Source organism: Desulfovibrionales bacterium (genome assembly GCA_028715605.1).
Classification (GTDB): Bacteria; Desulfobacterota; QYQD01; order QYQD01; family QYQD01; genus QYQD01.
In genome coordinates, this window is sequence record JAQURM010000001.1 from 551502 (window position 1) to 572413 (window position 20912).

17 protein-coding genes are annotated in these 20912 nt (G+C 49.4%); all 17 read right to left on the reverse strand.

Annotated features, from left to right (window positions below; translation table 11 throughout):
• Positions 1–92 precede the first annotated feature (92 nt).
• Positions 93–2006 carry a selenocysteine-specific translation elongation factor gene (selB, locus tag PHT49_02580; protein ID MDD5450768.1) on the reverse strand — a complete coding sequence of 638 codons (1914 nt, stop codon included), beginning with the start codon at positions 2004–2006 and terminating at the stop codon, positions 93–95.
• Between the two features lie 134 nt (positions 2007–2140).
• Positions 2141–3568, reverse strand: coding sequence for a flagellar hook protein FlgE (locus PHT49_02585; GenBank protein ID MDD5450769.1), 1428 nt, complete (start codon positions 3566–3568; stop codon positions 2141–2143).
• Between the two features lie 164 nt (positions 3569–3732).
• Positions 3733–4428, reverse strand: coding sequence for a flagellar hook capping FlgD N-terminal domain-containing protein (locus PHT49_02590; GenBank protein ID MDD5450770.1), 696 nt, complete (start codon positions 4426–4428; stop codon positions 3733–3735).
• Between the two features lie 18 nt (positions 4429–4446).
• Positions 4447–6120: a flagellar hook-length control protein FliK gene (locus PHT49_02595; GenBank protein MDD5450771.1), complete on the reverse strand. Its 1674-nt coding sequence runs from the start codon at positions 6118–6120 to the stop codon at positions 4447–4449.
• Positions 6121–6465: 345 nt separating this feature from the next.
• Positions 6466–7032, reverse strand: coding sequence for a hypothetical protein (locus PHT49_02600; protein MDD5450772.1), 567 nt, complete (start codon positions 7030–7032; stop codon positions 6466–6468).
• Entirely contained in the window at positions 7025–7528 is a 504-nt protein-coding gene (gene fliJ / locus PHT49_02605) for a flagellar export protein FliJ (protein MDD5450773.1), read from the reverse strand. Before fliJ ends, PHT49_02600 begins: the two co-directional genes overlap by 8 nt.
• A 109-nt stretch (positions 7529–7637) precedes the next feature.
• Positions 7638–8972, reverse strand: coding sequence for a flagellar protein export ATPase FliI (gene fliI, locus PHT49_02610; GenBank protein MDD5450774.1), 1335 nt, complete (start codon positions 8970–8972; stop codon positions 7638–7640).
• Positions 8956–9666 carry a FliH/SctL family protein gene (locus PHT49_02615; GenBank protein MDD5450775.1) on the reverse strand — a complete coding sequence of 237 codons (711 nt, stop codon included), beginning with the start codon at positions 9664–9666 and terminating at the stop codon, positions 8956–8958. Before PHT49_02615 ends, fliI begins: the two co-directional genes overlap by 17 nt.
• A 127-nt stretch (positions 9667–9793) precedes the next feature.
• Positions 9794–10819, reverse strand: a complete 1026-nt coding sequence (gene fliG, locus PHT49_02620) for a flagellar motor switch protein FliG (GenBank protein MDD5450776.1) — start codon at positions 10817–10819, stop codon at positions 9794–9796.
• Entirely contained in the window at positions 10820–12385 is a 1566-nt protein-coding gene (gene fliF, locus PHT49_02625; GenBank protein ID MDD5450777.1) for a flagellar basal-body MS-ring/collar protein FliF, read from the reverse strand. It abuts the gene before it with no gap.
• 225 nt (positions 12386–12610) lie between these two features.
• Positions 12611–12916, reverse strand: coding sequence for a flagellar hook-basal body complex protein FliE (fliE, locus tag PHT49_02630; GenBank protein MDD5450778.1), 306 nt, complete (start codon positions 12914–12916; stop codon positions 12611–12613).
• A gap of 146 nt (positions 12917–13062) precedes the next feature.
• Positions 13063–13500 carry a flagellar basal body rod protein FlgC gene (flgC, locus tag PHT49_02635; protein MDD5450779.1) on the reverse strand — a complete coding sequence of 146 codons (438 nt, stop codon included), beginning with the start codon at positions 13498–13500 and terminating at the stop codon, positions 13063–13065.
• A 2-nt stretch (positions 13501–13502) separates the two neighbouring features.
• Positions 13503–13889, reverse strand: a complete 387-nt coding sequence (gene flgB, locus PHT49_02640) for a flagellar basal body rod protein FlgB (GenBank protein MDD5450780.1) — start codon at positions 13887–13889, stop codon at positions 13503–13505.
• 191 nt (positions 13890–14080) lie between these two features.
• Positions 14081–15484, reverse strand: coding sequence for a sigma-54 dependent transcriptional regulator (locus tag PHT49_02645; protein MDD5450781.1), 1404 nt, complete (start codon positions 15482–15484; stop codon positions 14081–14083).
• Positions 15481–16803: an ATP-binding protein gene (locus PHT49_02650; GenBank protein ID MDD5450782.1), complete on the reverse strand. Its 1323-nt coding sequence runs from the start codon at positions 16801–16803 to the stop codon at positions 15481–15483. Before PHT49_02650 ends, PHT49_02645 begins: the two co-directional genes overlap by 4 nt.
• A gap of 5 nt (positions 16804–16808) precedes the next feature.
• Positions 16809–18830, reverse strand: a complete 2022-nt coding sequence (locus tag PHT49_02655; GenBank protein ID MDD5450783.1) for a tetratricopeptide repeat protein — start codon at positions 18828–18830, stop codon at positions 16809–16811.
• Between the two features lie 245 nt (positions 18831–19075).
• Complete coding sequence (locus PHT49_02660; protein MDD5450784.1) at positions 19076–20482, reverse strand: sigma-54 dependent transcriptional regulator; 1407 nt, start codon at positions 20480–20482, stop codon at positions 19076–19078.
• Positions 20483–20912 lie beyond the last annotated feature (430 nt).

The following is a 20912-nucleotide window of genomic DNA, read 5'->3' on the forward strand; positions in this document are numbered from 1 at the left end:
GGCCTCTCCGGGAAAAGGCTTTCCGTGTAACGTGGGGCCAAACTGTCTTTTCCTCTTGGCTGGTGTCTGTCCGGAAATTCTTCTCCCCCTGGCTATTTCTTTTCCCGCAGCACCCGTTTATCCCCCACCCGAATAGTGACCTTCGCGGCATCGAAGTATTCCAGGAGAGGGATCATGTACTTGCGTGAAAGGTTGGTCACCTCTTTGAACTGGGCCGGGGTTATCTCCTGGTGTTTTCTGAGAAAATCTACGATGCGGTCTCTAAGGTCAGTTAAGGGCTTGTCATGGAAGCAGAGGTCTTCCTTTACCTTTATCAATATATTTTCCCGGATGAGGAGGTCGATAAATTTCCCGGCTTGGGCGCCGTCTTTCCCCAGAAGCTCTGATACTGCGCTACGCGAGGGCGGCTCCCATCCCGCCTCAAGGTATATCTTTTCTATCTTATCCTTCAGGCCCTTTTCATCCACCTGCAAATCCACTTTATGACCGGGCAGGCGCAGGAGTTCCTTTTCGGCCACAAGCCTTTTGGATTGAACCAGATCGTTTATTAAAAAGGAGAATAACCTTGGATCCATCCCGGAAGAAAGTTTGCTTCTCAGCTCTTCCTTCGGGATGCCAAAGAGAAGCGGATTACGTTTGTGGTAATCTTGCAGGATGCCTAGGACATTTTCCCTGGCTCCCTCATAGACCCCGGAGGCCACAAAGGCCTGGTTTTCCTGATTGAAGAGCAGAATATCCCTGCTCTTGGTTAGTTTGTGGATTGTACTGGCCAAATCCTGTTCATTTAATCCGCCAAGAAGAGCTAACCGCCTGCGCGTCAGCCCTTGCGCCTCCGCCTTGTTTACATGTAAAAGAACGATCTCTTCCGGGCTTCCGGCCTCCAGGGTTTTTAAATCCGAAAGAGTGGCTTCGATGAAGCGTTTATGCCGTTTGGGGACAGGATGTAATATTTCTCCTCCGCCGATAGTGCGCGTCGGTGAATAGCTGCGCAGCACATAGCGATCTCCGGGCAAGACGGCTGCTTTTTTAAGCAGTCTTAACTGGGCATAGGTCTTTTCTCCCGGCTTTAGTTCATCACGGTCCAGCAGGGTTACCCTGGCGGCGATCTCACATGTTCCGGTATGGAAGCGCACCCGGGCGCTATTCTTTAATGGCTTAGAAACGCTCGGCAAGTAGTAAAGGCTGACATCCAGCAGGTAGGAGTTTTCCAGGCTGTTTGCCGTAGCCAGGACGTCTCCTCTCTCAATGGTTTCTTTTTCTATGCCCTGAAGGTTTATAGCCGTACGAAGCCCGGCCTTAGCCTCGCGCACTTCCTGGTTATGTACCTGGAGGCCGCGTATCCTGGCCGGCAGCGCACGGGGATAGATGGTAACGCTGTCTCCGGCGCTTATTTTACCTGAGATGGACGCGCCCGTAACCACGGTGCCGAAGCCTTTGATGGTAAAGACCCTGTCTATAGGCAGGCGGAAAGGCCCGCTGGCCGGTTTTTCCATCACCCCGGCGGCCAGGGATTCGAGCGCTCCGGTCAACTCCGACAACCCATCCCCGGTTAGTGAAGAAACGGCCATAATTGGCGCTTCTTCCAGGAAGGTTCCCTTGAGAAATTTGCTCACGTCATCCCGCACCAGTTCCAGCCATTCTTCGTCCACCATATCCTTTTTGGTCAACACTACCAGACCGCTCTTGACGTTAAGGATCTGACATATCTCCAGATGTTCCCTTGTCTGGGGCATGACCCCTTCATCAGCCGCTATAATCAGAGCCACTATATCAATACCGCTGGCCCCGGCCACCATGTGTCTGACAAAACGCTCGTGCCCGGGAACATCGACGATACCCAGTTTTTGGCTGCCGGGCAGGGTGAGATGGGCAAACCCTAACTCTATGGTGATGCCGCGTTCCTTTTCTTCCTTGAGCCGGTCGGTGTCAATGCCGCTAAGGGCCTTGATAAGGGATGTCTTGCCGTGATCGATATGCCCGGCCGTGCCCAAAATTACGTGTTTCATATTTAGCCTGGTCTTGGGAGTGGATTATGCTTATGGCATAGCAAAGATTTTGAAGGTTGGCAAGGTAAATTACCCTCCAAAAGGCAAGGCGGCAGGAGAGGTTTTAAACGACTCTCCTGCCGCTGTCAGAACTACTAACGTTTCAGGCTAATCAGTTCGGCGAGCATATCGTCGGTGGTGGTGATGATCTTGGAATTGGCCTGGAATCCCCTTTGCACGGTGATCATGCGGACAAATTCCGCGCCGAGATCCACATTGGATTGTTCCAGTGAGTTAGGGGCGATGCTTCCCAGTCCGTTCGTGCCGGGCTGGCCGGTGATAGGCGCTCCGGATTCGGTGGTCACTGAGAAGAGGTTGCCGCCCAGCTTGGAAAGGCCGATCAGGTTGTTGAAATCGGCCAGAGCGATCAAGTTTCGCGGGATGATCTGCCCGTTAGAATAATGGCCGGTGATTATACCCTCGGCGCTGACGGAGACGGACTGCAGGAAGCCTGCGCCAAAACCATTCTGGTCCTGAAAGATAGTGGTTGAGGCGCTGGCATATTGGCTGCTGGCCAGGGCCTCTTTTTCCCAGGCTGTGGTATAGGCACTGCCGAAATTGAGATCGACGGTCTGGTCCGTTGCCGCCCCCGTAAAATTGGCTGCAAACTGGAAATAGCCATTAGGGGTATTCGTACCGGCAACCAAAGCATCCAATGTACCGTCAGATGCGTCAACCGTGCTAGCGTCAATATCAGTTATGTCTCCAGAGGTGTTGAATTCTATCGTACCATAAAGCAGCGCACCGGCCCATTCATCCGTAGCCGGGTCTATCCCGGATCTTTGATCTTCGTCCGGGTTACAGGTCACCAGGTACTCCCAGATGTTGGCGGTAGAGGTGGGATCAAAGTAGATTGTTATGTCGTGGCTATTGCCCAGCGAATCATAGACCTGAATGGCGCTGTGGTACGTGTATGAGCTCGCACTTGCCGGCGGGTCGTCGGTCCCGTCCCAGTCACTGTCCCCCGGCACAACATCATAAAGATCATTTGTACTAGCCGCAGACTCCCGCGAGTCTAAGTTGCTAATGACCTCTATGGCATCTGTCGCTACCGGGGCAGAACTCTTGGGAACCAGGATATCCCCGATCGTGCCGGTAACCTCACCGGTATCCTGATCCAGTGCCCAGCCCTGTGCTACGTATCCGGCCGGATTAACCAGGTAACCGCTCTGATCAAAGCGGAATTCACCGGCCCGTGTATAATACAGGTTATTTTCCGTACCCGGGGCCCGCACGATGAAAAAGCCGTTGCCGCCGATAGCCAGATCGGTCGGCTGTGAAGAGCTCTCGAAAGACCCCTGGGCAAACAGGCCGCCTACGCTGGCCAGCGTGACGCCGCGACCGACCTGGGATGACCCGGAGGCCGTGGATATCTGCTGGGCCAACACGTCCTGAAAGGTAGCCCGGGACGATTTAAAGGCCACGGTGTTCACGTTAGAGATATTGTCGCCAATAACGGACATGGCATTGCCCATGGTAGAAAGGCCGCTTATGCCCGCATAGAGCGAACTTGAAATAGACATGATTTATCCCTCCTTTAATTAAGTTCAAAGTTCAAGGTTCAAAATTCAAATCAATGACAAAATCCAAACCACAAAATTTGACATTTGGGCATTTGAACTTCATTTGAAATTTGAATTTTGTCATTTGAAATTCCCCATCTTTTTTATTATTCAAATCATCCTTCCTAACTGTTTGCCTCTTCACCGCTAACATCGGCTGGCGTGTTTACGACCCTGACCACATCAGCCACGCCGATCTTTGATCCGTCTTCCATTACCAGCATGGTCAGGCCGCCATCAAAGTCCAGACCGGTGATACGGCCGCAGATGGAGGTATTAACCGCGACCTCCTGCCCGGCGGCGTCTTTAGCTACGACATCGAAATAATAACGGCCATCAGGGAGAATGGTGCCCCTCTGGTCCAGGCCATCCCAGGCCAGCGTATAACTACCGGCATCCCCGGACCCAAGGTTGAGGCTGCGCACATTCGTGCCGTTTTCATCATAGATATTGATGACGCAAGAGGTTGCTTCTTCCGTTAATTCATAATAGGCTTCAGTTGCCTTTCCTTCTTGCAGTGTGAGCTTATCCGTTACCACTTCTACCTTCTTATCTATTAAGGAAAGGAGTTGCAGGTTATTCTGCGAGGTCTGGTAGGCTATCAGGTTAGTCATATTTTCGTTCAAGTTATAGAGCTGCTCCAGACTGCTGAACTGGGCGAGTTGCGCCGAAAACTCATAGGCCTCCATAGGATTGAGCGGGTCTTGATGTTCCATCTGGGCCACAAAGAGCTTTAAAAAAGAATCCTTATCCAGGACCTGGCCACCCCCGGATTGTGTTTGACTGGCCGAAGTGGCCATTCCCAGTCCGTTTATATCCATTTCTCATCCTCCTTTTAGTCAGGCAAATAGGTCAATCCCCTGTATCAGGGACGTGGGGGAATTAATAGGTACGGATTCTCTCCCTTCTCCCCCGGCATAATACTCGTCTTCATCACGATATAATGGCCATGGTCTGCGATCATGCCCTGCATACGGTTCATGTTCTCTGAAAAATTGGCGAAAATCCTGGCTCAATTCCACATTGCACTCCCCCATTTTGATGCCCTGTTCGGACAAGGCCGTTCTGAGTTGCGGCAGGCTGCTCTCCACTATCTCCTTTACTCTGTAATTATCAAGAGTAAATGTGGTATGGAGCTGGTCGTTTTTGAAAACCAGGTCGACCTTTACTTCGCCCAGGTGCGGCGGGAAAAGCTTAATAATCACCTGATCTTCCTTCAGGCGAAGTGAACCGGAGAGACGGCCGGTAATCTGCGAGAAAATATCCTCCGGATAAACAACCGGCCTTATAGTGTCTTTTGCCGCACTACTCATGTTATTTGCCGCTGACGCCGGCGGTGCTCCGTCTAATATGAAGAGCGGTTTCTGCACCAACTTTTCGCTGTGCGCCCATTGTTCGGCCATTTCCTCCAACCAGACCGGGGCTATTCTACCCTCCACAGACAGCTTTCCATTGGACCAGCTATCTAACGTGAGCGCTTGTTCTTTCAGATCAAGCCCGGCCCTTACTTCTCTGAGCCTCTCCAGCCACCTGTCCTGCCAGGAACGGAGAGCGGCCATACGGCTGTCTCCGGCAGGTTTGACCTCTGTTTCAAGCTTTATTTTGTTGAGAAGGTGCTCCAGGTTGTGGAAAAAACTATCTGCATCAATGGGATTTTGTTTCCGTTCTACGACCTCGGTGGTCTTGTCCAGTATAGAAACGAGCTTCGGGAGAGAAAAACTTTTATCGCTTAGGCCGGCCTCAACGGCAATCTTACGGATTTCTTCCTCAGTCAGACCCAGTTTAGCGAGCAGATTAGCAAGAGAACCCTCATGCCATTCCTCAAGGGGCATACCGGATAGAGGACGCTTACATTCCTCTTGCAGCGTTTTCACCAGTTGGCCAATTTTTACAAAGCCGTCCTCTGTCAGACACTTCTCCGAAATGTCCTTTATCTCTTGCGGCGTCAGCCCAAAACCCTCCAGCATGGAGCTTATGGCCGATAGATCCGAAAGGGTCATGCGGTGCTGTGGAGAGAGGAGGGATTCATGGCCTTCCGCTTGCGCCTTGTCCTGTAAGGCCTGCGGGTCCAGCATGGCAAACAGGATATTGATGTTGTATTCTTCCCCTTCGCCTTTCATTTTTGCTGTAGCCTGAGAAAGTTCGGCTTCTTTCAGGCCGCAGGCACGTAAGAACTCGGCAAGCATAAGCTCGTCTGGATGCTCTATCACCAGGCCGGTTCCGCATAAGCTTGTCTCTTTAAGTGTGTCTTTTAACGACCGGAGAATATGGCGCAGGTCATTACGACAAAGCTTTCCCCCGGGAACAGGACTTAACAGGGACCCTTTTTCACTGATACCCGTCCGTCCCCCACGTTGAACCGACCCGCCAAGACAATTTCTGGTCGGAGAGGAACTGTTATTTAAAAAAGACAGGAACGAGGCGCTCTCTCCACCTTTTGTTGCCGGGGCCTCAAGTTTCCCGGTGAATGCGCCATCTGATATTCCGGTCAAAGTAGGCGTTGTATATAGCAATATCTTCACCTCCTTTCGGTTCCGTCTTGAACTCCGGCCATTTGTACTGCAACGCCTGTGCCATTTGTTTATTTCTTATAATTACTAATTATTTCGGATAGTTATTTTGTAAACAAAATTGCCCTGTCCCCAAAAACAAAAAAGGGCGGCAAATTTTTCAGTTTTGCCTGCGGGATGGCGGAAAAAATTGCCGGGTGGGAATTTTGGGAAAGTAGAATACGGGAGACAGAAGTCAGGAGACAGGAGATAACATTACAACGTACTTTTTAACGCTTATTATCACGCAGGTTATACGGAACGTCTTCTGAGTTCTGTATTCTGTATTCTGTCTCCTGCATTCTGTCTTTATCTGGCCAATCTCTGGGAAAGTCTGGCTGCCTTCTCTGTATCTACAAAGCTCAGTATGGCGCCTACATCCTTGCTCTTCATGGCCGAAAGGATCTGCAACGCCACATCGTCGTTTAACTTTTCAATAAGGCTGGCCGCCTTATCAGGCTTCATGGCGCTGTAAGCCCCGACCAGATGTTTTAACCGCGTCTCCTGAGACTGCCTGGCGGCGTCGCCATTTTTCTGAAACTGGCCCTGTAATTCTGTTTGTAGCTGGGAGAGATTAGCCAGTTTGTTTTCTATATCCTTCTTCAGGATCAAAAGCTCCTCTTCCTTTTTTCTTAGTTCTTCTTCTCTGGCTGCCAGCTCGCGGCGTTTATTTTCCAGCTCTTCGAATAGCCTAAGATCATCTAAGTCAATAGCCTGCTTGTTCTTTACTTTGTCCTCGGCTATAGCCTGATTATGGCCTGGTGGTTGCCAGCGAAATCCACGTTCATAAAAATAAAACCCGAGCATGCCCAGCTTGACACAGATAATCGCTAAAAAGAAGATCGTTATGTGCCTGAGGGTATTGAATCTACGCATGTCCCCGTCCTTCTGAAAACACATCCTTAGCCTGACGCCTTATAAGAACCAATTCATCGTTTTCTTTCTGTTCCAGACGTATCATCTCCTGCGTAAAGGCGTCAAAATCTTTTTTCTTTAATTTCTCGACCATCTTCTTTTCCCTGGACAACTTGAGAAGCTTCTGCCTGGCCTCTTCAACCGCCCGGGTTGATGCCTGCACCACTTCTTCCTGTGCGGCGATGTCCTTAGCCAACAGGTTAAGGTAGTTTATATAAAGTAAATGCTGCGCTGCCGGGATGCCTTTTGTCCTTTTTTCTATCAACTCAAACAGACATTCCTTTTCCCGGGTTCTTAGCCGATTCAGCTTCTGTTCTGCCTCTGCCAGCTCGGTCATCTTTTGAGCCAGTACCTGCTGGGCGACCTCCTCCAGGCGTTTCTTGTAATTTAGCAAGGTCTCAAATTTAAAAGAATAGCGCATAGCAAACCCGATCAATTCGTAAAAAAGCTTTTTCACCGCAGAGTACGCAGAGAAAACCTGCAAGCTATTCAATACGTTATCTCAGCGTTCCCGGCTGTCTCTGCGGTAAAATCTTACTTTTTATTATGAAGCCGTCAAACTTAATTTATCCCGCAAACAAGGCCGCCAGTTGAGCGGCGCTTTCGCCATAGCTTACCCGTTCCTCTACTTCCTGTTGCAGATATGCATTAACCTTATCGATCATCTTGACGGCATAGTCTATTTTGGGGTTGCTTCCTTTTACGTATGCCCCGATATTAATGAGGTCTTCGGCCTTCCGGTATGTGGCCAGTATATTGATAAGTTTCTTGGCGTTTTTTCGCTGATTCTCCCCGGTAATATCCCGCATCACCCGGCTGATACTGCCTAGAACATCTATAGCCGGATAGTGATTCTCATGGGCCAGATCACGGGATAAGACAATATGCCCGTCTATGATGGAGCGTGAGGCATCGGCAATAGGCTCGTTCATATCATCTCCCTCGACCAGCACGGTATAAATACCCGTAATACTCCCGCCGCCGCGCTTGGTCCCGGCCCGTTCCAGCAATTTAGGCAGTTGAGCAAAGACGGAGGGGGTATATCCGCGCGAGGTCGGCGGTTCGCCGATAGCCAGCCCAACTTCCCGGTAGGACATGGCGAAACGGGTTATCGAATCCATCATCAGGATAACGTCTTTGCCTTTGTCCCGGAAATACTCAGCTATGGCTGTGGCCAGATAAGCTCCACGCATCCTTATAAGCGGCGGCTGGTCTGAAGTGGCCACCACCACTACCGAACGCCTTAAGCCTGCCTCTCCCAGATCCCGCTCGATAAATTCTCTTACCTCCCGGCCCCGTTCCCCGATAAGGGCTATGACGCTGATATCGGCGGCGGTATGGCGGGCGATCATCCCCATGAGCACACTCTTCCCTACACCCGAACCGGACATAATACCGATCCTCTGCCCCTTGCCTATAGTAATAAGGCCGTTTATAGCCCGTATGCCCACATCTACCGGTTCACTTATACGCTCGCGCAGTAAAGGGTTCAAGGGCTCGGCATAGAGAGGATAATCTATTTCATATTCTATGCGATCCTTTTGATCGATCTGATTCCCGAGTCCGTCTATAACCCGCCCCAGGAGTGTTTGGCCTGTCTTGATATTGGGACTCTGCTGTTTAAGCCTTATTCTGCTGCCCGGTTCTATGCCCCTCATCTCACCCAGAGGCATAAGCAGCACCCGGTCGTTTCGAAAACCGACCACCTCCGCTGGAATGCTGCTTCCGTTATTTTTGAGATCAATCTCACATATCCCACCCACTGCCATACCTGGTCCCCGGCCTTCAATGACCATGCCGATGACCTGGGTTACTACACCCTGCACACTAATGGTCTTTGCCTCTTCGACGGCCTGCCTATAGGCCCCCCAGTTAATGGCCGGGTTACTGGCTGGAGTCATTCGTTATCCCCTTGCCGGTTTTCAGAACCTTTTCTATAGCAGCCTCAACAGCCGCCAACTGTCCGTCTAAAGTAACATCTATATCACCAAATTCCGTTTCCAGCAGGCAACCGCCCTGCGTAATATTTTTGTCTTCCACTATCTCTACATGCTTTAGCCCGGCAATCCCCCTTAAAAAATCTTCTTTAATCTCATCGACGAACGCGAAATCGTAGGGATGAGCCCTGATTCTTACTTTTGAATTTTCCACCACGTGATTTAGCGCCTCCCTAATGGCGTATCTTATCAATTCCGGTGAAGTGATAACTTCGTGATGGATGACTTTTCTGGCAATCGCAAGGGTCAGAGTTAATATCTCTTCCTCCCATTTCTTGTAAAGCGAAGACTTAAGGTCGTTGATTTCACGCATTATCCTGGCAAAATTTTGCAACTCAATTATGAGCTTTTCTTTGCCGAATTCAAAACCGTCCTTTTCTCCCTGGGCGTATCCTTTCTCGTAGGCCTCGTGTTCAATAAAAACGGATTTCTCTCTGGCCTGGCGAATGATTTTTTCGGCCTGCCTCCCGGCGCTATATTCATCATCCCCCGGTCCCTTGCCTGTCCCCTGGCCATCTCCCGGATTACCCTGGAGGAAGGCCTCCAGTCTTTCGAAAGAAAAATCCGTCTTTCTTTTAGTACCTACTTTTTGCTTCATAAGCCTTGACGTAAACAGTCCTTGGCTCTTGGCCAAACGCCTTGAGCTGTCGGCCGTTTCACTCCGACGTCCTACTTCTTACTTCTGTCTCCTGTCTTCTGTATTCTATCTTTTGACCGCTCCTAAACTATACAAAAATGTCCTCCCCACCCTTGCCGCCAAGCATAATTTTACCTTCGCTTTCCAGCCTCTTGGCCACCTTTATGATCGCCTGCTGGGCCAGTTCTACATCCCTTAATCTTGCCGGCCCGGCGATCTCCATGTCTTCCTTAAGCATCTCAGACGCACGCGAAGACATATTACGGAATACCTTATCTTTAAGCTCCTCCGAGGCAGTCTTTAAGGCCATCTTAAGTTCATCACTGCTGACCTCTTTAAGTATGGCCATTATGCTGCGGTCGTCCACCTGCAGGAGGTCTTCGAAGATAAACATTCTCTTGCGAATCTCATCGGCCAGGTCCTGTTTCTGTTCCTCAATCTGTTCCATGATGGCTGCTTCCGTGGCCCGGTCCGTCTGATTCAATATCTCCGCGGCCGTTTGAATACCGCCGATAGTATGCGTTCCCTCTGTGCCGCCGATAACCGTCAGCTCTTCCTGAATAGCCTTGTCAATCTCTTCAATAACCTCAGGGTTGACTTTTTCCAGCATGGCAATGCGCATCAATACATCGGCCTGTATATTTTGCGGGAGCTCCATAATGATACTGGCGGCCTGCGCTTGTTCCAGGTGCGCAAGAATCAGGGCGATAGTCTGGGGATGCTCGCTCTTAATAAAATTACCAACCGTTTTACTATCTAACTTCCTTACCTTCTGAAAGAAGTTAAGTTTCCATTCCTGTTCAATCTCTTCCAGAATACTCTGGGCCTGTTCGCCCTTAAAGGCATGGCCTACCGCCTTCTTGAAGAACTCATTGCCATCTACCGCCAGTCCTCTGATCGATCCGGAAGAGACAAAACCCTGGAATTCCGTGACCAGGCCTTCAACAATATTCCCCGAGACAGGTTCAACCTTGGTCATCTGCCTGGCCAACTCTTTGATCTCATCTTCTTTCAGTCTCTTAAAGACTTCAGCCGTAAATTCCTCTCCCATGGCCAGGAGAAGAACAGCGGCCTTTTGCGGACCAGAAAGGAGCTTCTCACCCTTCTCAGCCATTTATTTTTCCCTCAACCACTTTTTTACCAGTTCTGCCGCCCGGTCAGGCTGGCCTTGCACCAGTTGCATTGTCTGATCTCTTTCCGCCTCTTTAAAGTCCACTAACGCCCCTTTTTCCAGATCCCTGATTGATGCCGGCAGACCCGTTAAAACCGTTTTTTCCGGCCTGCTTGTAAGCAACCACTTCAATAGCGGCTTAGCCACAAAGAAGATAAATATCAGAACCAGAATAATATTAAATAACGGCCTGGCTATCTTGGAGAAATACTCTCGCCAGGGGACAGATGCCGACGACTCTTCTTCCGGCGCGCCCCAGGCGAAGGGTATATTTACAACTTCTACCTGATCGCCTCTTGCCTCATCGAAGCCGACCGCCTTTTTTACTATGTTCTCAAACTGACTCATTTCAGCTTGCGTGCGCGCTGCATATTGCCGGGCGCTTTTTCCTTCCTTGGCCGCCGTCTCTTTGTAAGCGCCGTCTATCATTACCGCCACAGAGAGTCTTTTAATGGAGCCGGCCGGTCCCAGCACCTGCCTGTTTATCTTGTTTATCTCATAATTTGTGACCTCGCTTTCCTTTTGATAAAGGGATTTATTGCCCAAATTGGCGCTTCCTTCTAACTTGCCGGCCAAGCTCCCTTTTACCCCCGGGATACCGGCCGGAATGTTGCTCCCGCCTTCTGATTTTTCTTCCGAGCGCTGTTCACTTCTTACAACCGCGCTATCCGGGTCGTATTTTTCTTCGGTTATATTTATCTGCTGGAAATCAATGTCCGCTGAAACACGGGCGATGGCCTTGTTGGTACCTAAGACCTCTCCCAGCATGCCTTCCACCTTTTTCCTTAGCCCATCTTCTATGCCTTTCTGGTAATCGAGTTGTGCCGTGGAAAGAGATCCGGTTATATCAGAGCTGCTTTTTTTGTAGAATAACCTGCCTCCGACATCGGCTATAGTTACATCTTCAGGGGCCAGTCCCTGCACCGCACTGGCTACCAGATGGACAATGCTCTCTACCTGGTTATTGTTAAGGGTCATACCGCCTCTTAACTTTAAGATAACCGAGGCCGCGGGTTTCTTTTCCTCCTCTACAAAAAGAGACTCCCGGGGGATGGCAATATGCACCCTGGCCTGCTCTACTTCCCGAAATTGACTGATGGTACGGGCCAATTCTCCTTGCACCGCACGTTGATAATTGAGTTTCTGCACAAAATCCGTAGTCCCCAGGCTGGTCTTGTCAAAGATTTCAAAGCCCACGCCGCCGCCCCGAGGCAATCCTTCACCCGCTAAAGTCAGGCGCATCTCATGTACACTTTCCCGGGGGACCGTTATGACCGTGCCGTTTTGTTCCAACTGATAAAGTATTTTTTTCTCTTTAAGTTTGGCTATGATACCGGCGGCGTCGTCTTGATTCAGGTTGGTATATAACACTTCGTAATCAGGGCGGTTTGCCCAGGTCATAAGCAAAATGAAGCCTGAGACCACCGTTCCAATAACAACCAGGGTCATAATCTTCTGTTTTATGCTGAGCGACTGGACAAATTCCAAAAGCTGCTGAATTTGCGGCATTTTTTACCCCTTATGGCCTGGCAAGTATTGTCAAAAGATTAACCACAGAGCACACAGAGAAAATAAGAATATCAATAAATTAAGATCAGCTTTATGCACTTGTGGTTATTTTTCACCTGAAAATACCTTTTATCTGTCATTCCGAGCGGTCTTATCCCGGCTGACGTCAGAAGTTTATATTTAATATCCTGGAAATCTGCGTTCATCTGCGTCCGAAATCAAAGATTAGAACTGCATACGCATGACTTCTTCATAGGCTGAAATAATTTTATTCCGGACCTGCATCATCATGCGGAACGAAATGCCGGCCTTTTCCACAGCGATCAGTGTTTCATGCAGGTTGGCATTCCGGCCGGAAGCCAGCTCTTCGACCTTTTTATCGGCAACCTGCTGTAATTCGTTTACTTCAGAAAGATATTTTTTAAGCTGATCGCCAAAGCCGGCTCCGGATGGCTTTTTTATATTTTTGAAACCAGCCCCAGCGTTATTAAGGGGCGCAGCAATATCAGGGGTTATACTCTTTGGACTCATGGAAACAACCTCCGTTTGTTTTAGCTATCAGCAGTCAGCATGTTTGTTATCCGTTAACCGTTGTCCAACATTTTCCTTCGGTAAACGGTCAACAGTGAACGGTGAACCGGCTTCATGCTGATAGCTGAATGCTGAAAGCTTCTTTATCATTTTCCTATCTCCAGCGTCTTTAATGCCATGCTCTTGGCGGCGCTGATAGCGGTTACATTGGCCTCATAGGCACGGGTTGCCGAAAGCATGTCCACCATTTCTTCCATGACATTAACATTCGGCATGCGGACAACACCGCGTTCATCGGCATCCGGATGGCTCGGATCATACACCTCTTTGAAATCCTCCTTATCCTCAATCACACCTAAAACCTCTACGCCCCGCATGCCTTCATTCAATTTATCGGCCAGGGCGGCCTTAAAATCTTCTTGTACCGGTTTGGCCATAAAGACTATAGACCTGGCCCGGTACGGCCCTCCCTCCGGCGTCTGCGTCGTCTGAACATTAGCCAGGTTGCTGGAGACTACGTTCATACGGGCGCGCTGTGCCGTTAGCCCCGAAGCGCTGATGCTAATCGCCGTTAAAAGATCCATAATTATTTACCCCCTTCAATTATGGCCGTCTTTATTACTTCAAATTTTTTTGCCAAAAGCTGTATGGAGGCCTGATACATCAGGTTGTTTTCCGCCAGTCCGGCCATTTCCTGGTCTATATCCACCCCCTGGCAAGGGGATTCGACGACGCGGGCTGATAAATTATCATCATCCCCGACAGGCAGATGGCGGCGGCTGGTCCTGGCAAGTTGCAACTCACCCCCTTCTACGGCCGTGCGCATGGCATCCTTAAAGGATATGTCCTTTGGTTTAAAACCGGGGACCTCGGCATTGGCCACATTACTCGTAGTCAGGCCATGCTTCAGGAGACGGACATCCAGCGACCGTTTAAGAACCTGCATGGTATGCGTAAATAATCCTTCGCCCATGTACTTTCTCCCTTCCTTCTTTCGAGTTGCGGGTTCCGTGCTACGGGTTTCAGGTTAAAAAACCAGCAACCGAAACCGTCTCCCGACTCATCACTCTTTACTCTTTTTCTGACTCCCGCATTCTGTATTCTGCGTTCTGTCTTCTCTGTGCGCTCTGTGGTTAAATTTTAAAGCAAATTCCATACCATGTACTACTTAACCCACCCCTGTAAGCGATATTCCTGTAGCTTATTACGCATGGTGCGCACACTAATACCCAGGATTTTAGCCGCATAGGTACGATTACCGTCGGTTTCGTCCAGGGCCTTTAAAATCTGCTCTCTTTCTATGTCCTTAAGTGGAGCCGTACCGGTCGGGGATGCGGGCTTTTCTCCGGGAGGCTTTACGGCCATATCATCGAGCATAAGACTCTGTCTGGTTACCTCTTTACCGGTACAGAGCAGTACCGCTCTTTCAACGGTGTTTTCTAATTCGCGCACATTACCTTTCCACGGCAGGGTTATGAGATATTCAGAGGCCTCAGGCGATACGCCTTGCACCGGCCTTCCATACAACTGACTATACTTTTTCATAAAGTAGTCGCAAAGGGCAGGGATGTCTTCTTTCCTCTCTCTTAAGGGCGGTATTTTGAGGGGGATTACGTTCAGGCGGTAGTACAGATCCTCGCGAAACTCTGCTTTTTTAACCATTGCCTCTACATCCCGATTTGTGGTGGCAATAACCCGCACATCTATAGCTATGGGAACCTTACCCCCGACACGGTCTATCTCATTTTCCTGAAGGACCCTCAGCAACTTGGCCTGTAACTGGATCTGCATCTCGCTGATCTCATCCAGCAGGATGGTGCCGGTCTGGGCCAGCTCAAATTTTCCTATCTTACGGGTTATGGCCCCGGTAAACGCCCCTTTTTCATGTCCAAATAGTTCACTTTCCAGTAACCCTTCGGGCAGGGCGGCACAATTGACCGCCACAAACGGCTTATCCTTTCGTTCGCTTTCCGCATGAATAAACCGGGCCAGGAGTTCCTTCCCGGTCCCGCTTTCCCCCTGGATAAAGACCGTAGCGCGGCTGGAGGCCACGTTTCTGGCAATATCCAGAATCCCCTGCATTCGTGCGTTGCGCGTGACCAGTGTGGGGGCGGGCGGCAAACTGTTTTCAGAGACGGGTTGTCCTTTCATAATATGCGCCCCCCGCCTCGTTCCCAGGGCGCGCTCTACCACGTGCTCCAGTACCTCGACCGAACAGGGTTTAAGGATATAATCAAAGGCCCCTTTTTTCATGGTTTCCACGGCATTCGCTATAGTTCCATAGCCGGTAAGCATAACCACCGGCATATCCGGGAATCTCTTTTTGGCCTCTAACAAGACGCCCATTCCGTCCAGCTTCGGCATCTTAAGGTCAGTAATAATGAGATCCAGCGGCGTCTTATCTATCACCTTGACCGCGGCCTGACCATCCTCTGCCAGCACAATCTTATGGTTATTACGCGCCAACGCCTCAAATAGCGCCAGGCGCATGTTAGGATCATCATCTACGATCAGAATGGATGCCGCAGTCATTATCCCAGTCCTGGTGACGCACTTTTCATTTTTCACTTCGCATTTTTTATTGCGCCATGGCCTATTACATCGCCTGCGCGCGTACCTTGGGAATGGTCTGTAGTTGGTAAATAGATGGTAAAACTGGTTCCTTTGCCTGTTGTACTGTTAACCTCAATCATACCTCCGTGCGCCCGAACGATATTGTTCACTATGGCCAATCCCAGGCCACTGCCGCCCTCTTTTGTGGTGAAAAATGGGTTGAATATCTTCTCCAGGTGTGCGGCCGCGATTCCTGTGCCGGTATCGGCAAACCGTATGGCCACCCCTTCTTTTCCCTTTCTAATTCCCGTTGAACCCTTACGCCTGGGGTTATCTTTTTCATCTCTGGTCTCAATAACAAGATTGCCCCCGGCCGGCATGGCCTGGATGGCATTGAGCATAAGGTTGAGCGCCACCTGCTTCAGCAACTCACGATCCCCCATGATCCATGGCCGGCGGGCATGGTACTTTTTAATAATCTCCAGCGGGTTTGCCCGGGGCAGGAGGCCGATAAAATTTGCCGCTTCATCGAGCCATGCGGCCACCGGGATTTTCTGCAGCCTCGGCTTTGGCGACTGAGTAAAGATCAGGTAATTAGCCAGTAGATTGTCCAGGCTGCGCACCGCTTGAATAATATGTCCTGCTATCCGATGGTTTTCGACATCACCGGCCAATTCTCTCTGCAAGATGGAAGCAAAAATCTCTATGCTGCCAAGCGGGTTACGCACCTCGCTAACCATCTTGGCGGTCAAATCACACATGGCAATGAGGCGGCTATTACGTTCCGCCTGATCTTCCAGCCTCTTCCACCTGGTAATATCCTGCAGGATGGCAATACAACCGGTCTCCTCAACGGCAGCGCCGCCCTTTAAAGGGGTCAGGGTGTACAAGACAGAAACAAAATCACTTCCGTGCCTGAACCTGAGCACACGCTCTTCTCCATATCCTAATGCCTTTACTTCTTTCACAGTGCAATCTTCCAGCAGGGAGTGTTTACTCAGGATCCGGTAAAAATTTCTCCCCTTATACCGGCTGAAGTTGATGCCTGTAATGGCGCAGGCGGCGCTATTCCATGCCGCTATTTTCTCCCCTTTATTCAATACCACAATGCCGGGTTGCAGGCTCTCCAGGATATGGTGAAGGAAGTCCCGGACCTTCTTGTTTTCAGCCAGGCTGGCCGCCAGTTTTCTGTTTTTAGACTCAAGCTCAAGGTCCAATTCCTTTATTTTAGACTCAAGCTGAACGAAAGACTTTTGTAAGTCCATGGCAGCATGATTAAAAGCGGTAAACGCCTTGCCAAGCAGTCTCAATTGTGCTGATTCGGGCACGGTCATTAGAATCACCTTACCGAACTAAGTCTGATTCCCTGTAATCTGCCCTGGGCTACCTTTTTCCAGAATTCATCACCGGTTTTAGCAATAGCCGTAAGCTCGACCTCGGCCTCGGCCATCTTCCCCAGGGCCTCATAACAACCGGCCAACTTGTAGTGAATCCCGTGTCTTTTTTCCGGCGGCACGGCAAGCGCCAGCGCCGCCAGGTAATCCTTTATGGCCGCCTCGAATTGTCTTTTCTCCTTTTGCCTGTCTCCCAGATCAACCCACAGTTCGGCAATCCGGGTCTTCAACGAGCCGCTATCGTCTTTTTCACCCAGCAACGGGGTAAGCATATTCAGTATGTTACGTGTTTGTGCCTCTGCGCCGGTGCGCTGTGTACAGTAGGCCCAGCTATACAGCAAAGAAGGGTTCATATATTTCTCCGGGTCCTTTTTAACCAGCCCGGCAAAGTAATGCGCCCCCTCTCGCCATTCACCGGCCAGGACATAGTTTTGTCCCATGTTACCCGATGCTTTTTCTAAAATAGATTCGTTGCCGGGGCTGGAGATCAAGCGCTTCAGCAGTATGCCGGCCGTACGATAATCGCTCTTTCTTTGCGCAGTGTCCGCCCAATCCAGCAGGACCCGCTGACCTTCCTCTCCCTTGACGCCCAGTTTATTGGCCTGGTAATAAAAATGAGCGGCAGAATCATAAACACCCAGCTCCCGAAAGGCGCCGGCTAAATAATAGAAAAAAGCGCCGTCCTTTAGCCCGGTTATTATTTTATCGTTCTTACGATAGGCATTAATGATCTCTACATATTGCCGGCGGGAAAGAAGGTCTCTGGCCTGACTGGAAAGCGTTTCCTGGCCTACATCCAGGACGAAAGCCAGATATGCAGACTGAGGGTATGTTTTTATGAAATGTCGCACCAAGCTTATACTCTCTGCCGTATTTCCGGCCTCATAGTACCTTAATGCCAGCCGGGCCATGGCCTCTTCCGCTGACGGGTATTTCCGGGGTTTTTCGATCAGATTAAGATAAGGACGGGTATCAAACGACACCTTCCCCCCTTGAATTGTTTTATCCGGCCATTTTATCCGTTCGATCAGCCGGTAGCGGGCCAGGACGGCGCCCTCACTCTGGGGATAGAAGTTGGTCAAAAAGGTATAAAGCTTTATGGCTTCCTGGATTTTACCTTCTATTTCATAGGCCTCGGCTATCTTATAAATGGCCAGATCGTCTTTATCATCATGCGGGGTTATATTTATATAACGGAGGAAATCGGCACGGGCCGGGGCGTACTGTCCGGCTGCCGTTTCAACCTCTCCCCTGAAAAATAAAACCAGCGGCCAGCGCTGATGGGCATCAGGCCAAAACTTCAGTAGCTTCTCCAAATTCTGTGACGCCTGTTCATAAGACTTTCTGTGGATATAGACCTCGATTAGTCCTAAATATGCCTCGCCTATTATCTTGCTCTGAGGGAATTTTGATATAACTTCCTGGAACTCTCCTTCAGCCTTGTCCAACTGCCGGGCTGAGAGGCATAATTTCCCCTGGTAAAAATGGGCATAAGGGATATAGGGCGTGTTCTTATAGTTTTTGCCGACCAGGTTGAAATAAGCTGATGCCTCATAATCATAACCCATTTTCTGATAAAGCAGGCCTAGTTGGAGATAGGCCCTGGGGACCTCGGCAGAGGACGGATACTTGTGTATAGCCGTCTGGTAAGCTTCGATGATAGAACTAAAATGGGAAGCCAGGCTCGGTCTATACTTGTAGAAATAGCAGTCTGCGAGGAGAAAATAAGCCTTTTCTGCCAAATTGCCGTATTCGCCGGTCTCAATAACCTTCTCATAAGCGGATATGGCCTCATCATAGTGGCCTTGCTGAAAATTGATCGCTGCCTTTTCCCAAATCGCCGTCAGATGTGACGGGACTTTTTCTTTTTCCTGGGCGTGGGCCTGTCCGACAGGCCCACCGGCTATGGATACCCAGGCCGCCAGAAGAAAAACAAAAATCGATCTATTTACCCTTCCGGGTCTCATACATACTCTCAGCTCTCTAAAAACTAAATGGTTTTCATCCGGAATTTTTGGGTTTCCAGATGAACACTAAATAGACTCGACACCCTCTGCCAAAGGAGAAAGCAAGGAGTATGCCACAGGTGGTCAAGACAGAACTTAGTTCTTATATACAAATAGTTACGTATGCAGGGATTATCAGTCGCCCACCCTCAGTGGGTAAGGCAAGGGGAGGTTAAGGCCTATATGGTCAAATTTTTGACAAATGCTTAATTATCCATGGGATTGGCAGGCTTCATTAGTTTTTGCTTTTTCATCTTCTCAATAAGGGTCGTCCGGTTGAGATTGAGCAATTGTGCGGCCTTGTTTTTTACCCAACCGGCCTTGTCTAATGCCTGCAGGATCAGATTCCTTTCAAACTCGTTAACGGCGGCATGCAGGTAAAGGCCCTCTTCAGGAAGGGCATTATGTTGGTGTGGTTGGGCGGTATCCTTCTTGCGATGGGCCAGCAATCTTTCCGGCAAGTCGCGTACGGTGATCTTATCATCATTAGCCAGTATGATCAGCCGTTCGATCATGTTTTCCAGCTCTCGGACATTACCCGGCCATTCATAAAACATGAAACATTGCATGACCTCTTTAGAAATAGATTTTATATTTTTCTTCTTACTCTTGTTAAATTTTTCCAGGAAATGATGCACCAGAAGAGGAATATCACCGGCGCGTTCTCTCAACGGCGGGACATGGATAGGGATAACATTAAGCCGATAATAAAGATCTTCCCTGAATCGCCCGGTTTCCACGGCCTCTTCCAGATTTTTATTGGTGGCGGCGATGACCCGGATATCTGTTTTAATGGTTTTGGTCCCTCCGATACGTTCAAACTGGTGGCCTTGCAGGATGCGTAAGATTTTTACCTGGAGGTTGGGGCTCATATCGCCTATTTCGTCCAAGAAAATAGTCCCGTTATGGGCCAGTTCAAAGCGTCCGATACGCGTGCGAATGGCATGTGTAAAAGCGCCTTTTTCATGGCCGAATAACTCGCTTTCCAGCAGCTCTTCCGGAATAGCGCCGCAGTTGACCGGGATAAACGGCTTATCCCGGCGATCGCTTTGATAGTGGATGGCATGCGCGATCAATTCTTTCCCGGTCCCGCTCTCTCCCATTATCAAGACCGTGCTATCCGTCTGGGCTACCTTATCAATAAGGCGGAAAACTTCGCAGATATTTTCACTGTCTCCAACGATATTTTCGTAAGCGTATCTGGCATTAACTTGTTTTTTTAGAGTGGTATTTTCCCGCTTTAAGTCCCGGTAATTGAGAGCTCTTTCAATAACCACCTGTATTTCTTCCGATTTGACCGGCTTGGTCAGATAATCAAAGGCGCCTAATCGAATGGCCTCAACCGCGTTTTTGATAGTGCCGTAACCGGTGATGATAATACACATAGACTCCGGTGAATTTTCGGTAATATATTTCAGCAGTTCCATGCCATCCTTTTTGGGCATAGCCAGATCTGTCAAAATTATGTCATAAAATTTGTCATTAATCTTATCGACGGCTATTGCTCCGTCAGACGCGGTATCCACGGTATAACCGTTAGACTGCAAAATTTCAGCAATGCCGCTTAAAACAGCCGGGGAATCATCTACAACGAGAATCGTCTCATTTCCCATAATTAACCCTCTTTTTACAATTAGTGTTCATCCGGAAACTAATTAACCGTCAAAATTGCTTATACTCGTCAACCCGCCTGATTTAACCAGCCGGGCTAAGGAGTTATATATCAAGCGGTTAGCGGGTGTCAATTATTTTATCATTCATTGTGGAAAATTATATAATAAATACCCTAATTGTCATTGAGTGTCAATTATCCGTACATATTCCTGATCCACCATCAAGACATCATCTGCGGCGTTGTCTTCGCTCGCTCCTCCTTGCGGCGTATTGCTCCATACGCCTCAGTCGTCGCTCCTCGACGCCTTGCATCTAATATCTTGCTGGTGATCAGGAATACCCTCAACCTGCTGATGTTAATCTTGATAGCCAAACTAGAGGTGGATTTGGGCATAACATAACGACGGAATATAGACCGTGAGCATCTTT